The following is a 14,769-nucleotide window of genomic DNA, read 5'->3' as shown; positions in this document are numbered from 1 at the left end:
AAGATTCTCTATTCGTGAAGGTGGAAGAACTGTAGGATCTGGAGTAGTTACTGAGATAATAGAATAATTTTCAAATGTAAAGACTAAAACTAGGTCTTAATCGACCTAGTTTTTTATTGTAAATCCAATAGATTCATATATTAAAGAAACTTTTATTATATTGACATAAAATATTTTTTGTGATAATTTATATAGGTACTATAGTTACCATTGGATTATTATGCCTGAATATATAAATACTTTATAGATATAGGGCTAGGAGGTGTTTGTTAATGAGAGATAAAATAATTTTGGCCTGTACTGAATGTAAACAAAGAAATTATACAACAACTAAGAATAAGAGATTGCATCCTGATAGAGTGGAAATGAAAAAATACTGTAAATTCTGTAAGACTCATACTATTCATAAAGAAACAAAATAAGTTTAATTTCTTTTACTAAATTGATTAATAATAAAAAAATTAGTCGATATTAATAGAAGTGAGGATGTGAGATGGTATGTCAGCTCAAACTGAAACCAATAAAGGAGCTCTAAAAAAATTAAAGAATTATTTTAGAGGTGTTAAAGCAGAAGTAAAAAAAGTAAATTGGCCAAACAGAAGCGAACTAGTTAATCATACTTTTGTAGTTATAGTTTTATGTGCTATAGTAGCTGTAATTGTATGGTTATTTGATACTATAGTAAGAGGATTGTTATCATTTATAATTGGTTAATAAATTGTGAAGGAGGGAAGGACCCTTTTTAAAGGTCCCGAAATCTATGACAGATATGTCAGATAAGGCCAAGTGGTATGTAGTGCATACTTATTCTGGCCACGAAAATAAGGTTAAAGCAAACATAGAAAAATTGGTTGAAAATAGGGGAATGGAAGATATAATAACAGATATACTTGTACCTATGGAAGAATATATAGAAATAAAAGACGGAAAGAAGAAAGTTAAAGAAAGAAAAAAATTCCCTGGATATGTTATTGTTAAGATGGTAATAACAGATGAATCATGGTATCTTGTTAGGAATACTAGAGGTGTTACTGGGTTTGTAGGACCTGCTTCTAAACCTATACCTTTAACTGCAGAAGAAATTAAGAACATGGGAGTACAGGAGTCACTTCCACAACTTGATATCAAGGTAGATGATTCTATAAAAGTTATAGCAGGACCCTTTGAAAATTTCATGGGTACTGTTAAAGAAATTAATAATGAAAAAAGAAAAGTCAAAGTTTTTGTTTCTATGTTTGGTAGAGAAACACTTGTAGAACTTGACTTTGATCAGGTAGAAGGATTATAAAGAATAATTAGTATATACTAATGATTCTTTTATATAGGCTTTAATTAAGTCGTAAGTGGGAGGGGAAGCCCGACTAACCACAAAAAGATAAGGAGGTGTGACAGGTATGGCTAAAAAAGTTTCAGCTGTAGTTAAATTGCAAATCCCAGCTGGTAAGGCAACTCCAGCACCACCAGTAGGTACTGCTTTAGGACCACATGGAGTGAATATAATGGGATTCTGTAAGGAATTTAATGCAAAAACTGCTGATCAAGCTGGTATGATAATTCCAGTTGTTCTTACAGTATATCAAGATAGATCATTTACATTTATAACTAAGACTCCTCCTGTTGCTGTTTTACTAAAAAAAGCTTTAGGATTAGAGACAGCTTCTGGAGAACCTAATAAAAATAAAGTAGCGACAATTTCTAAAGATAAAGTTAGAGAAATTGCAGAAACAAAAATGCCAGATTTAAATGCAAATGATATAGATGCTGCTATGAATATGGTAGCGGGTACTGCTAGAAGTATGGGAATCGTTGTAGAAGGGTAATAATAAATAAGTAATTAATTAATATAGTGGGAGGTATAATCCGATAATACCACAAAGGAGGATATGAAATGGCTAAAAGAGGAAAAAAATATGAAGAAAGCATAAAGCTTATAAATAGAGAAGAGTTATATGATGCTGATAAGGCTATTGAATTAGTTGAAAAGACTGCTAAAGCTAATTTTGATGAAACAATTGAATTATCAATAAAACTTGGTGTTGATCCGAGGCATGCAGACCAACAAGTTAGAGGTGCTATTGTATTACCTCATGGAACTGGAAAAAGCAGAAAAGTTTTGGTATTTGCTAAAGGTGACAAAGCTAAAGAGGCTGAAGCTGCTGGAGCAGATTATGTTGGTTCTGATGAATATATTAATAAAATTCAAAACGAAAACTGGTTTGATTTTGATGTAGTAGTAGCTACACCAGATATGATGGGAGTTGTTGGTAGATTGGGTAGGGTATTAGGACCAAAAGGTTTAATGCCAAACCCTAAATCAGGAACTGTTACTTTCGATGTTGAAAAAGCAGTTAATGATATTAAAGCTGGTAAAGTTGAATATAGAGTAGATAAAACAAGTATAATTCATGTTCCGATTGGAAAGGCATCCTTTGGAAGTGAAAAAATAAAAGAGAACTTTAATGCTATAATGGGTGCCATAATTAAAGCTAGACCATCAGCAGCTAAAGGTAAATATTTAAGAAGTGTAGTTATTTCAAGTACAATGAGTCCAGGAATAAAAATTAATGGACAGAAATTAATGGAACAGTAAATTTATTGTTGACATATATGATACAACGTGGTAGGATAATGAATAGTGAAAAGTTAATAGAATGACCGTAGACAGTAGGAACTTTAGGGTTTAAATATCCTACCGAGGTTGTACCAATTATGATTATTATAAAATAAATGATTATAAAAGGTCTTCCTGTCTATGGAAGATCTTTTTATATTATATAAACCCTTATTCGTGATTTAAGGAGGTGGAACACCGATGAATAAAGAGATTATTAAGCAAAAGCAACAATTAGTTCAAGAAATAAGAGATAAAATAAGCAATGCCAAATCTGTAGTTTTAGTTGATTATAGAGGGTTAAATGTAGATGAAGTTAATGAACTTAGAAGAAAATACTCTGAGGCTGGTGTAGAATATAAGATTTATAAAAATACCATGATGAGATTTGCTTTTAAAGAAGAAGGATATGAAGAGTTTACAAATTATCTAACTGGACCTAATGGTATAGCTATTTCAAATGAAGATCCTGTAGTAGCTGCGAAAGTTACTAATGATTTTGCTAAAGAACATGATAATTTAGAACTTAAAGCTGGTATAGTTGAAGGAGATATGTTAGGTCTTGAAAAAATTATTGATTTAGCTAACTTGCCATCTAAGGAACAATTACTTACTCAATTAGCAGTAGGATTAAATGCTCCAATTAGTAAATTAGCTAGAGGGATTCAGGCGATTGTAGATAAGGAAAATGGAAGCGGAGAAGCTTCTACTGAAGAATAAAAAAGAAAATGGAGGTATTATAAATGAGTGAAAAAATTACAAATATAATAGAACAAGTTAAAGAATTAAGCGTATTAGAATTATCTGATTTAGTAAAAGCTATTGAAGAAGAGTTCGATGTAAGTGCTCAAGCACCAGTAATGGTAGCTGGAGGAGGAGCAGCAGCAGGAGCAGCAGCAGGAGAAGAAGAGAAGAGTGAATTTGATGTTGTTCTTGCAAATCCAGGAAATTCAAAAATCAAAGTAATCAAAGTTGTTAGAGAGATAACTGGATTAGGATTGAAAGATGCAAAAGGATTAGTTGATGGAGCTCCAGGAACAATTAAAGAAGGAGTAGACAAGGAAGCTGCTGAAGAAATGAAGACTAAGTTAGAAGAAGCAGGAGCTACTGTAGAACTTAAGTAATTACTATTCTAAATAGAAAGGTACCTTTAAGGTACTTTTTTTTTAACCATTTAATCATGGTGTATATTTATAACTAACTTGTCTTGACATATTGATTTCCTTATGATAATATTATTAAATGCCAAAGAGTAAAAAGTTGGCATAAAATTTGAATAAAAAAATTTTATATGGAAATAGTATTATAGATATAATGTAAAATTTTCCATCAAAGGAGATTAATTGCCTTTTGGAATTAGTTTTTATAAGGGGTGAATAATATGGTGCATCCTGTTTCGTATGGAAAACGGGTTAGAATGAGTTATTCAAAGATTGATGAAGTATTAGAACTTCCTGATTTGATAGAAGTTCAAAAGAAGTCCTATGAATGGTTTGTGGAAGAAGGACTTAGAGAAGTATTTGAAGATATATCTCCAATTAAAGATTATACAGGAAATTTAGTTTTGGAATTTGTTGATTATTATATTTCTGAAGAAATTAAATATGACATTGAAGAGTGCAAGGAAAGAGATGCAACTTACTCAGCTCCATTAAAAGTTAAAGTAAGACTTATTAATAAGGAAACTGGGGAAGTAAAAGAGCAAGAAGTTTTCATGGGAGATTTTCCTTTAATGACTGATAAAGGTACTTTCATAATTAATGGTGCAGAAAGAGTCATAGTAAGTCAATTAGTAAGATCTCCAGGAGTATATTATTCTGAAAATGTGGATAAAACTGGTAATAGATTATATTCCTCAACTGTTATCCCTAATAGAGGAGCTTGGTTAGAGTATGAGAGTGACTCTAACAATATTGTCTATGTAAGGGTAGATAGAACTAGAAAATTACCTGTAACTGTTTTATTGAGAGCATTAGGATATGGAACTGACGCAGACATATTACAACTTCTAGGTGAAACAGAACACCTTTTAAATAGTATTGAAAAGGATAATACTAGCAATGAAGAAGAAGGATTATTAGAAATTTATAAGAGATTAAGACCCGGTGAACCACCAGCTGTAGAAAGTGCTAGATCATTAATTAACACGTTGTTTTTTGATCCTAAAAGATATGATTTGGCAAAGGTGGGAAGATATAAATTCAATAAAAAATTAGCTTTAAGTGAAAGAATTGTTAATAAGATTGCAGTTGATAATGTAGTTAATGAAGAGACTGGGGAAATAATAGTTTCTAAAAACGAAAAAATTAGTCGCGAAAAAGCATTTGAAATAGAGGCAGCAGGAATTAATAAAGTTGATGTATTAACTGATGAAAATAAATTAATTAAGGTTATGGGTAATCATTTTGTTAATGTAAAATCATTAGATTTACCTATATCATTAGAAAATTTAGGTATAAAAGAAAGAATTTATTATCCTGTACTTAAAGAAATAATGAAAGAAAATACTAATGAAGAAGATTTAAAAGAAGCTATTAAAGAAAGATTTAGAGAATTATTACCTAAACATATAATAGTTCCAGATATAGTAGCTTCTATTAATTATGAGTTTAATCTTTTCCGTGGAATTGGAGAAGTGGATGATATTGATCATCTAGGAAATAGAAGAGTTCGTTCTGTGGGAGAATTATTGCAAAACCAATTTAGAATTGGTCTTTCTAGGATGGAAAGAGTAGTTAGGGAAAGAATGACAATACAAGATATTGATATAGCTACTCCTCAAGCTTTAATAAATATACGTCCTGTGGCAGCTTCTATAAAAGAATTTTTTGGAAGTAGTCAGCTTTCACAGTTTATGGATCAAACAAATCCGTTAGCGGAACTTACTCATAAGAGAAGAATGTCTGCATTAGGACCAGGTGGACTTAGTAGGGATCGAGCAGGATTTGAAGTTAGAGATGTTCATCCATCTCATTATGGTAGGATGTGTCCAATTGAAACTCCAGAGGGTCCAAACATTGGACTTATCAATTCGTTGGCAAGTTTTGCTAGAATTAATGAGTATGGATTTATAGAAGCTCCATATAGAAGGGCAGATAAGAAATCAATAAAAATGAGATCAGATATAGATTATTTGACAGCTGATGTAGAAGATCATTATATAGTCGCTCAGGCTAATGAACCTTTAGATGAAGAGGGAAGATTTGTTAATAAAAGAGTTGTAGTAAGAGCTGAAAATGGTACCTATGATGTGGTATCTAGAGAAGAAGTAGATTATATGGACGTATCTCCAAAACAGTTGGTATCTGTAGCGACAGCAATGATACCTTTCTTAGAGAATGATGATGCTAATAGAGCTCTTATGGGTGCAAACATGCAACGACAAGCTGTACCATTATTAAAATCGGAAGCACCAGTAATTGGTACTGGTATGGAATATAAGGCTGCTAAAGATTCTGGTGTTGCTATTGTTTCTAAGGTTTCTGGAGTAGTATCAAGAGTAACAGCAAATGAAATTGTAATAACAAAAGATGAAGATGGGCAATTAGAAAAATATAAACTTTTAAAGTTCAAACGCTCTAATCAAGGTACTTGTATAAATCAGAAACCTATTGTTGAGAAAGGCGAAAAAGTAGGAAAGGGTCAAGTCATTGCTGATGGGCCATCTACAGACTTAGGTGAAATAGCTTTAGGCAAGAATATGCTTGTAGCTTATATGACTTGGGAAGGTTATAACTACGAGGATGCTATTTTAATAAATGAAAATTTAGTAAAAAGAGATGCATTGACTTCTATACATATAGAAGAATATGAAGCAGATGCAAGGGACACCAAATTAGGGCCTGAAGAAATTACTAGGGATATACCAAATGTTGGTGAAGATTCACTTAGAAATCTTGATGAAAGAGGCATAATAAGAATTGGTGCAGAAGTAAATCCTGGTGATATTCTAGTAGGAAAAGTAACTCCAAAGGGAGAAACGGAGCTTACTGCAGAAGAAAGACTTCTTAGAGCTATATTTGGAGAAAAGGCTAGAGAGGTTAGAGATACATCTTTAAGGGTACCTCATGGTGAAAGTGGTATAATTATTGATGTTAAAGTCTTTAAAAGAGAAAATGGTGATGAACTTTCTCCAGGTGTAAATGAATTAGTGAGAGTGTATATTAGTACAAAAAGAAAGATAAATGTAGGAGATAAGATGTGTGGTCGTCATGGTAATAAAGGTGTTATTTCCAGGATATTACCTGAAGAGGATATGCCATTTTTACCAGATGGAAGACCATTGGATATTTTATTAAACCCATTAGGTGTACCATCTCGTATGAATATTGGTCAGGTATTAGAAGTTCACTTAGGTATGGCAGCCAAAGAGTTAGGATGGCATGTAGCAACTCCTGTATTTGATGGAGCTGTAGAAGATGATATATTTGAAGCCCTAAAAAAAGCTAATCTTCCTGAAACGGGTAAAATAAACCTTAGAGATGGAAGAACAGGTGAATACTTTGAAAATCCTGTTACAGTAGGTTATATGTATATGCTTAAGTTGCATCATTTAGTTGATGATAAAATACATGCAAGATCTACCGGACCTTATTCTCTTGTGACTCAACAGCCTCTTGGTGGTAAAGCCCAGTTTGGAGGACAAAGGTTTGGTGAAATGGAGGTATGGGCATTGGAAGCATATGGTGCAGCCCATACTTTACAAGAGATTTTAACGGTTAAATCAGATGATGTTGTAGGTCGTGTAAAAACTTATGAATCCATTGTAAAAGGAGAAAACATTCCTGAACCAGGAGTTCCAGAATCATTTAAAGTACTCATAAAAGAGCTTCAAAGTTTAGCATTAGACGTTAAGGTCTTAACAGAAGAAGATAATGAAATAGAAATAAAAGATTCAATTGAATATGAAGAAAATGATTCAGATATTAGCATAGAAGGTAATGAAGAAGATAATAAATAATTTTGTTTTATAAATCTTTAAGGAAGGGAGAGAAAGCCCCTTGTTCGAGCTTAATAATTTTGATTCGATAAAAATAGGCTTGGCTTCTCCAGAGAAGATTAGACAATGGTCTAGAGGTGAAGTTAAGAAACCAGAAACAATAAACTATAGAACATTAAAACCTGAAAAAGAAGGTTTGTTTTGTGAAAAGATATTTGGTCCTACAAAAGATTGGGAATGTCATTGTGGGAAGTATAAAAGAATTAGATATAAGGGTGTAGTATGTGATAGGTGTGGGGTGGAAGTCACAAAATCAAAGGTAAGAAGAGATAGGATGGGGCATATTGAATTAGCTGCCCCTGTATCTCACATCTGGTATTTTAAAGGGATACCAAGTAGAATGGGTCTTATTTTAGATATGTCCCCAAGATCTTTAGAGAAAATTCTATATTTTGCATCTTATGTTGTTATTGATCCAGGTGAAACACCTTTATCAGCTAAACAACTTTTAAGTGAAAAAGAATATAGTGATACAGTAGATAAATATGGAAGAAAATTTAGAGCGGCGATGGGTGCAGAAGCTGTAAAAGAATTATTAAACGAAATAGATCTTCAACAAGAGTCTAAAGAGTTAAAAATACAGTTAAAAGAGAGTTCTGGCCAAAAGAAAATAAGAACAATTAGAAGACTTGAAGTAGTGGAAGCTTTTAGAAAATCAGGCAATAAACCTGAATGGATGATTTTAGATGTAATTCCAATCATCCCACCAGACTTAAGGCCGATGGTTCAATTAGATGGTGGAAGGTTTGCTACATCAGATTTAAATGACCTTTATAGAAGAGTAATAAATAGAAATAATAGATTAAAAAGACTTTTAGATTTAGGTGCACCTGATATAATTGTTAGAAATGAAAAAAGAATGTTACAAGAAGCAGTAGATTCTTTAATAGATAATGGTAGAAGGGGAAGACCGGTTACAGGACCAGGAAATAGACCTCTTAAATCATTATCAGATATGCTTAAAGGTAAGCAGGGTAGATTTAGACAAAATCTTCTTGGTAAAAGAGTTGATTATTCCGGTCGTTCAGTAATTGTTGTAGGACCTGAGCTTAAATTTTATCAATGTGGATTACCTAAGAAGATGGCGTTGGAATTGTTTAAGCCTTTTGTAATGAAGAAATTAGTTAATGATGGTTTAGCGCATAATATTAAAAGTGCTAAAAGAATGGTAGAGAAAATAAAATCAGAAGTATGGGGAGTATTAGAAGAGGTAATAAAAGATCATACTGTATTATTAAATCGTGCTCCTACTCTGCATCGTTTGGGGATTCAAGCTTTTGAACCTATATTAGTTGAAGGTAAAGCTATAAAGCTTCATCCATTAGTATGTACAGCATATAATGCAGACTTTGATGGAGACCAAATGGCTGTTCACGTTCCATTATCAATGGAAGCTCAAGCAGAAGCAAGATTTTTGATGCTTTCTATAAATAATATTTTGGCGCCACAAGCTGGGAATCCAATTACAACACCTACTCAGGACATGGTATTAGGAGTATATTACTTAACAATTGATGTGTCTGGTGAAAAAGGTGAAGGAATGATATTTAAAGATTTTGATGAATTATTGCATGCTTATCAAAATAAAAATGTTGGATTACATGCTAAAGTTAAAGTTAGAGTGAAGCTAAATAAAGAAGATAGAGGCCAATTAGTAGAAAGTACTGTAGGTAGATTTATATTTAATGAAAATATACCTCAGGATTTAGGATTTGTTAATAGAGATGAAGATAAATATTCGCTAGAAATAGATGAATTAGTTACTAAGAAGGGATTAGGAGATATAATAGAAAATTGTTTTAATAAACATGGAAACACTATTACTTCTATAATGTTAGACCATATTAAAAACTTAGGATTCCATTATTCTACAATTGGAGCAATAACTATTGGAGTTAGTGACATTATAGTTCCTGAAGCTAAAGCAAAACTTGTTTCTGAATCAGAAGAAAAAGTTGATAAATATGAAAAAGCTTTTAGAAGAGGACTTATATCAGATGATGAGAGATATGAAAAAGTTATAGAAGTTTGGACAAAAACAACAGAAGATGTAACTGATGAACTAATGAACAATTTGGATAGACTAAATAATGTATTTATAATGTCTCATTCTGGAGCTAGAGGTAGTAAGAATCAGATAAGACAGTTAGCTGGTATGAGAGGCCTTATGGCTAATGCTTCTGGTAAAACAGTTGAAATTCCAGTTAAGTCAAATTTTAGAGAAGGATTATCGGTATTAGAATTCTTTATATCTACTCATGGAGCCAGAAAAGGACTTGCAGATACAGCTTTAAGAACTGCTGACTCTGGATATTTAACAAGAAGGCTTGTTGATGTAAGTCAAGATGTTATTGTTAGAGAAACAGATTGTGGAACTGAAAAAGGAATTATCGTAAAAGACTTCAAAGATGGAATTGAGATAATTGAAGAATTATATGATAGAATAGTTGGTAGATATTGTTTAGAAGATATAATTCATCCTGAAACAGGAGAATTAATAGTAGAATCAAACAATTTTATTAATGAAAGTAAGGCTAAGGAAATAATTAGTGCTGGAATTAAGGAAGTGAAAGTTAGATCTGCTTTAACCTGTGAATCAAAACATGGAGTATGCTCAAAATGTTATGGTAGAAATCTTGCCACAGGAGGAAAAGTAGATGTTGGTGAATCTGTAGGTATTATTGCAGCGCAATCTATTGGAGAACCAGGAACACAGCTTACAATGCGTACATTCCATACAGGTGGAGTAGCTGGAGGAGATATTACTCAAGGTCTTCCAAGGGTTGAAGAGTTGTTTGAAGCTAGGAAACCAAAAGGATTAGCTATTATATCTGAAATTGCTGGTAAAGTTTCTATAAATGAAACGAGAAAGAAAAAAGAAGTAATAGTAACAGGTGAAGATAAAGAATCAAAAGCATATACAATTCCTTATGGTTCTAGAATTAATGTTATAGATGGGGAAGATATTGAAGCTGGAGATGAGATAACGGAAGGTTCAGTTAATCCTCATGATATATTAAAGATAAAAGGTGTAATAGGAGTACAGAATTACATTGTTAAGGAAGTACAAAGAGTATATAAAATGCAGGGTGTTGATATAAATGATAAACACGTTGAGATTATAGTTAGACAAATGTTAAATAAAGTTAAAATTGAAGATGATGGAGATACAGACTTACTTCCAGGAAGTCTTGTTAATATATTTGATTTCCAAAATCAAAATGAGAAAATTGAATCTGAAGGTGGAGAACCAGCAGTAGGAAGTAGAGTTTTATTAGGAATTACTAAAGCTTCATTAGCAACAGATTCATTCTTGTCAGCTGCATCTTTCCAAGAGACAACTAGAGTTTTAACAGATGCAGCCATAAAAGGAAAAGAAGATAATTTAGTAGGACTTAAAGAGAATGTAATAATAGGTAAACTTATACCAGCTGGAACTGGTATGAAAAGATATAAATCAATTGCGGTAAATGATATAGAAGAGCAGAGTGAAGAATTAGAAGAGATTGTTGAAGAATAGACCGTATAAATAATTATTAATCTTGACAGCTTATAAAACTGATGTTACAATATTTGAGTATGTAAATTTGATTGTTGACTTTTTGATATGGAAGAAGATTATGGACATAAAACTCCATAATCTTCTCGATATTTAAAAAGGAGGAGACTTAATTGTTATCTGAACTGAAAGATAAGAAAAAAGTAGTTGGAAGTAAACAGGCTAAGAGACTTTTAATGAAAGATGATGTAAGTCTTCTGTACGTAGCAAAAGATGCTGATAAAAAAATTACTGATGAGTTAGTTCAAATAGCTAATGAAAAATCAGTAAAGCTTGTTTTCATAGAAAACATGAAGGAATTAGGAGAAGCCTGTGGAATTGATGTTTGTGCTGCAACAGTAGCTATTTTAAAGTAACTATTGGAAGGAGGTGTCTAGATGCCAACCATTAATCAATTGGTAAGAAAAGGTAGAAAAAAAGTAACTAAGAAATCTGATTCTCCACATTTAAATGTAGGATTCAATTCTCTTAAGAAAAAGACTACTAAAGTTCATTCTCCACAAAAAAGAGGAGTTTGTACAGCTGTTAAAACTGTAACACCTAAAAAGCCTAACTCAGCCTTAAGAAAAATAGCAAGGGTTAGACTTACAAATGGTCATGAGGTGACAGCATATATACCAGGAATAGGACATAACCTTCAAGAACATAGTGTTGTTCTTATAAGAGGGGGAAGAATAAAAGACTTACCTGGTGTAAGATATCACATTGTTAGAGGTACATTAGATACAGCTGGTGTTGATACTAGAAAACAGGCTAGATCTAAATATGGTACCAAAAAACCAAAGAACTAAAGTAGTATTATATGGTATTAGCGCGAAATGTAATGCTATGATTCCTTAGGAACGATAGCTTCATATACATTATTGTGCACCACGGTGATTATATCATCGAGTACCGAAGAATTAATCTTGATTGTTAAGGAGGGAAGCGAAGTGCCGAGAAAAGGTCATATTCAAAAAAGACAAATAATGGAAGATCCTATCTATAAAGATAAGATTGTAACAAAATTAATCAACTCTATAATGTTAGATGGTAAAAGAGGAGTTGCTCAGAAGATAGTTTATGGAGCATTTGATATAATTAATGAAAAAACAGGTGAAGAGCCATTAGATGTATTTCATAATGCTTTAGAGAATATTATGCCAGTTTTAGAAGTTAAAGCTAGACGTGTAGGTGGTGCTACTTATCAAGTACCAGTTGAAGTAAGACCTACAAGAAGACAGACATTAGGATTAAGATGGTTAACAACTTACTCTAGAAAAAGAGGAGAAAAGACTATGAGTGAGAGATTAGCTAAAGAAATAATGGATGCTGCTAATAATACTGGAGCAAGTGTTAAAAAGAAAGAAGATACTCATAAAATGGCAGAAGCCAATAAAGCATTTGCTCATTATAAATGGTAATTTATGTTTAAAAATTGTTTGAATAGGGGATAAAAATATATAAACAGAGCAGCAGAAAGGAGGAGACAATTATGGCAAGAGATTATCCATTAAAAAGAACACGTAATATTGGAATAATGGCTCATATTGATGCAGGTAAGACTACTGCAACTGAGAGGATATTATTTTATACAGGTAAAGTTCATAAAATAGGTGAAACTCATGAAGGGGCTTCACAAATGGACTGGATGGAACAGGAGCAGGAAAGAGGAATTACAATAACTTCTGCTGCTACTACAGCATTTTGGAAAAACCATAGAATTAACATTATAGACACGCCAGGACACGTGGATTTTACTGTTGAAGTTGAAAGATCTCTTCGTGTACTTGATGGGTCAGTTGCTATATTTGATGCTAAAAGTGGTGTTGAACCACAGTCTGAGACAGTTTGGCGTCAAGCAGATAAATATGGAGTACCAAGAATATGTTTTGTGAATAAAATGGATAAAATGGGTGCAGATTTTTATATGTCTGTAAACTCAATCAAAGAAAAATTAAAGGCAAATGCTGTGCCGTTACAGCTTCCGATAGGATCTGAAGATGATTTTGTAGGTATAATTGATCTTATTAATATGGATGCTAAGATATATAAAGATGATCTTGGTGTTGAAATTAAAACTACTGAAATACCAGGAGAACTTCAAGATAAAGCTGAAGAATATAGAGAAAATTTACTTGAGGAAGTTGCAGAATCAGATGAAGAATTGATGATGAAATATTTAGAAGGTGAAGAAATCACTAATGAAGAATTAAAAGTTGCAATTAGAAAGGCTACTATTGTAAATGCTATAGTTCCAGTACTTTGTGGTTCAGCTTATAAAAATAAAGGTGTTCAATTATTGATTGATGCTATTGTTGATTATATGCCGTCACCTTTAGATGTTCCAGCAATTCAAGGCGTGTTACCTGATAGTGATGAAGAAGCAGTAAGAACATCATCAGATGAAGAACCATTCAGTGCATTAGCGTTTAAAATTATGACAGATCCATATGTAGGTAAATTAGCATTCTTTAGAGTTTATTCAGGAATTATGGAATCTGGTTCATATGTTTTAAATTCAACAAAGAATAAAAGAGAAAGAATAGGACGTATATTACAGATGCATGCTAATAGGAGAGAAGAAATTTCTGAAGCATATGCAGGAGATATTGCAGCAGCTGTGGGTCTTAAAGGTACATCTACTGGAGATACGTTATGTGATCCTGATAACCCTATAATATTAGAATCTATGGAATTCCCAGAACCTGTTATTGAAGTAGCAATAGAGCCTAAAACTAAGGCAGGTCAAGAAAAGATGGGTATTGGTTTAGCTAAATTAGCTGAAGAAGATCCAACTTTCAGGACATATACAGATGAAGAGACAGGACAGACAATTATTTCAGGTATGGGAGAACTTCACTTAGAGATTATAGTAGATAGACTTCTAAGAGAATTTAAAGTAGAGGCTAATGTTGGTAAGCCACAAGTTGCTTATAAAGAATCAATTACAACATCAGCTGATGTTGAATCTAAATATGCTAAGCAATCAGGTGGTAAAGGACAATATGGTCATGTTAAAATTAAAATGGAACCATTAGAACCTGGTTCAGGATATGAGTTTGTTAATGAGATCAAAGGAGGAGCTATTCCTAAGGAATATATTCCAGCTGTTGATCAAGGAATTCAAGAAGCAGCTCAGACAGGTATCTTAGCAGGGTATCCGGTTTCTGATTTTAGAATTACTTTATATGATGGATCTTATCATGAAGTTGACTCATCAGAGATGGCATTTAAGATAGCTGGTTCTATGGCCTTTAAAGATGCTATGGCAAAGGCGAAACCTGTTATACTTGAACCATATATGAAGGTAGAGATATTAATTCCTGAAGAATATATGGGAGACGTAATGGGTGATGTTAGTTCAAGAAGAGGTAGAATAGAAAACTTTGAAGATAGAAATGGTGTTAAAGCTATAAATGCTTTCATTCCATTATCTGAAATGTTTGGATATGCTACAGATTTAAGATCAAATACTCAAGGTCGTGGAAATTATTCAATGGAATTAGACCACTTTGAAGCAGTGCCAAAGAGTATTGCTGAAGAAATAATGGGTAAATAATTCAAATATTTAAGGAGGAATAATAATGGGTAAGGCTAAATATGAAAGAAGTAAGCCAC

At 32.6% G+C, this 14,769-nt stretch carries 14 protein-coding genes and 1 other annotated feature; all 14 genes read left to right on the top strand.

What is annotated here, in order from left to right; genetic code table 11:
- On the top strand, window positions 1-67 hold a 67-nt coding region (locus tag GOQ29_RS14905; RefSeq protein WP_484477042.1), incomplete at its 5' end, for an EF-Tu C-terminal domain-related protein.
- Between the two features lie 205 nt (window positions 68-272).
- Window positions 273-422 (top strand): 50S ribosomal protein L33, encoded by a 150-nt coding sequence (gene rpmG / locus GOQ29_RS00315; RefSeq protein ID WP_203370362.1) that lies wholly within the window; start codon window positions 273-275, stop codon window positions 420-422.
- A 76-nt stretch (window positions 423-498) separates the two neighbouring features.
- On the top strand, window positions 499-714 hold the full coding sequence (gene secE / locus GOQ29_RS00310; RefSeq protein ID WP_203370361.1) for a preprotein translocase subunit SecE: 216 nt from the start codon (window positions 499-501) through the stop codon (window positions 712-714).
- Between the two features lie 46 nt (window positions 715-760).
- Window positions 761-1,288 (top strand): transcription termination/antitermination protein NusG, encoded by a 528-nt coding sequence (gene nusG / locus GOQ29_RS00305; RefSeq protein WP_484477041.1) that lies wholly within the window; start codon window positions 761-763, stop codon window positions 1,286-1,288.
- A 106-nt stretch (window positions 1,289-1,394) separates the two neighbouring features.
- A complete protein-coding gene (rplK, locus tag GOQ29_RS00300) occupies window positions 1,395-1,820 on the top strand; it encodes a 50S ribosomal protein L11 (RefSeq protein ID WP_203370360.1) in 426 nt (141 codons plus the stop codon).
- A gap of 68 nt (window positions 1,821-1,888) precedes the next feature.
- Window positions 1,889-2,590, top strand: a complete 702-nt coding sequence (gene rplA, locus GOQ29_RS00295; RefSeq protein WP_203370359.1) for a 50S ribosomal protein L1 — start codon at window positions 1,889-1,891, stop codon at window positions 2,588-2,590.
- Window positions 2,591-2,637: 47 nt separating this feature from the next.
- Window positions 2,638-2,777, top strand: a sequence feature (ribosomal protein L10 leader region).
- 35 nt (window positions 2,778-2,812) lie between these two features.
- Window positions 2,813-3,331 (top strand): 50S ribosomal protein L10, encoded by a 519-nt coding sequence (gene rplJ, locus GOQ29_RS00290; protein ID WP_203370358.1) that lies wholly within the window; start codon window positions 2,813-2,815, stop codon window positions 3,329-3,331.
- Window positions 3,332-3,354: 23 nt separating this feature from the next.
- Window positions 3,355-3,735: a 50S ribosomal protein L7/L12 gene (gene rplL, locus GOQ29_RS00285; protein ID WP_203370357.1), complete on the top strand. Its 381-nt coding sequence runs from the start codon at window positions 3,355-3,357 to the stop codon at window positions 3,733-3,735.
- Window positions 3,736-3,992: 257 nt separating this feature from the next.
- Window positions 3,993-7,571 (top strand): DNA-directed RNA polymerase subunit beta, encoded by a 3,579-nt coding sequence (rpoB, locus tag GOQ29_RS00280; RefSeq protein WP_203370356.1) that lies wholly within the window; start codon window positions 3,993-3,995, stop codon window positions 7,569-7,571.
- Between the two features lie 40 nt (window positions 7,572-7,611).
- The gene (rpoC, locus tag GOQ29_RS00275) at window positions 7,612-11,130 is read left to right on the top strand and encodes a DNA-directed RNA polymerase subunit beta' (protein WP_203370355.1); all 3,519 of its coding nucleotides are present in this window, start codon (window positions 7,612-7,614) and stop codon (window positions 11,128-11,130) included.
- 152 nt (window positions 11,131-11,282) lie between these two features.
- A complete protein-coding gene (locus GOQ29_RS00270) occupies window positions 11,283-11,525 on the top strand; it encodes a ribosomal L7Ae/L30e/S12e/Gadd45 family protein (RefSeq protein ID WP_203370354.1) in 243 nt (80 codons plus the stop codon).
- A 21-nt stretch (window positions 11,526-11,546) separates the two neighbouring features.
- On the top strand, window positions 11,547-11,960 hold the full coding sequence (gene rpsL, locus GOQ29_RS00265) for a 30S ribosomal protein S12 (protein WP_203370353.1): 414 nt from the start codon (window positions 11,547-11,549) through the stop codon (window positions 11,958-11,960).
- A 141-nt stretch (window positions 11,961-12,101) separates the two neighbouring features.
- Window positions 12,102-12,572, top strand: coding sequence for a 30S ribosomal protein S7 (gene rpsG, locus GOQ29_RS00260; protein ID WP_203370352.1), 471 nt, complete (start codon window positions 12,102-12,104; stop codon window positions 12,570-12,572).
- A 71-nt stretch (window positions 12,573-12,643) separates the two neighbouring features.
- On the top strand, window positions 12,644-14,710 hold the full coding sequence (gene fusA, locus GOQ29_RS00255) for an elongation factor G (RefSeq protein WP_203370351.1): 2,067 nt from the start codon (window positions 12,644-12,646) through the stop codon (window positions 14,708-14,710).
- Window positions 14,711-14,769: the final 59 nt, after the last annotated feature.

It is taken from the genome of Anaeromonas gelatinilytica (assembly GCF_016820635.1).
In the GTDB taxonomy this organism is placed as follows: Bacteria; Bacillota; Clostridia; order Tissierellales; family SIT17; genus Anaeromonas; species Anaeromonas gelatinilytica.
Note: the sequence above shows the minus strand (reverse complement) of the source record. Positions and strands in the feature narration are given on the sequence as shown.

What these genes read in the sequence shown, in the direction of transcription:
- rpmG (WP_203370362.1), top strand. Translation starts at nt 273, where the DNA reads ATGAGAGATAAAATAATTTTGGCCTGTACTGAATGTAAACAAAGAAAT.
- secE (WP_203370361.1), top strand. Translation starts at nt 499, where the DNA reads ATGTCAGCTCAAACTGAAACCAATAAAGGAGCTCTAAAAAAATTAAAG.
- nusG (WP_484477041.1), top strand. Translation starts at nt 761, where the DNA reads ATGACAGATATGTCAGATAAGGCCAAGTGGTATGTAGTGCATACTTAT.
- rplK (WP_203370360.1), top strand. Translation starts at nt 1,395, where the DNA reads ATGGCTAAAAAAGTTTCAGCTGTAGTTAAATTGCAAATCCCAGCTGGT.
- rplA (WP_203370359.1), top strand. Translation starts at nt 1,889, where the DNA reads ATGGCTAAAAGAGGAAAAAAATATGAAGAAAGCATAAAGCTTATAAAT.
- rplJ (WP_203370358.1), top strand. Translation starts at nt 2,813, where the DNA reads ATGAATAAAGAGATTATTAAGCAAAAGCAACAATTAGTTCAAGAAATA.
- rplL (WP_203370357.1), top strand. Translation starts at nt 3,355, where the DNA reads ATGAGTGAAAAAATTACAAATATAATAGAACAAGTTAAAGAATTAAGC.
- rpoB (WP_203370356.1), top strand. Translation starts at nt 3,993, where the DNA reads ATGGTGCATCCTGTTTCGTATGGAAAACGGGTTAGAATGAGTTATTCA.
- rpsL (WP_203370353.1), top strand. Translation starts at nt 11,547, where the DNA reads ATGCCAACCATTAATCAATTGGTAAGAAAAGGTAGAAAAAAAGTAACT.
- fusA (WP_203370351.1), top strand. Translation starts at nt 12,644, where the DNA reads ATGGCAAGAGATTATCCATTAAAAAGAACACGTAATATTGGAATAATG.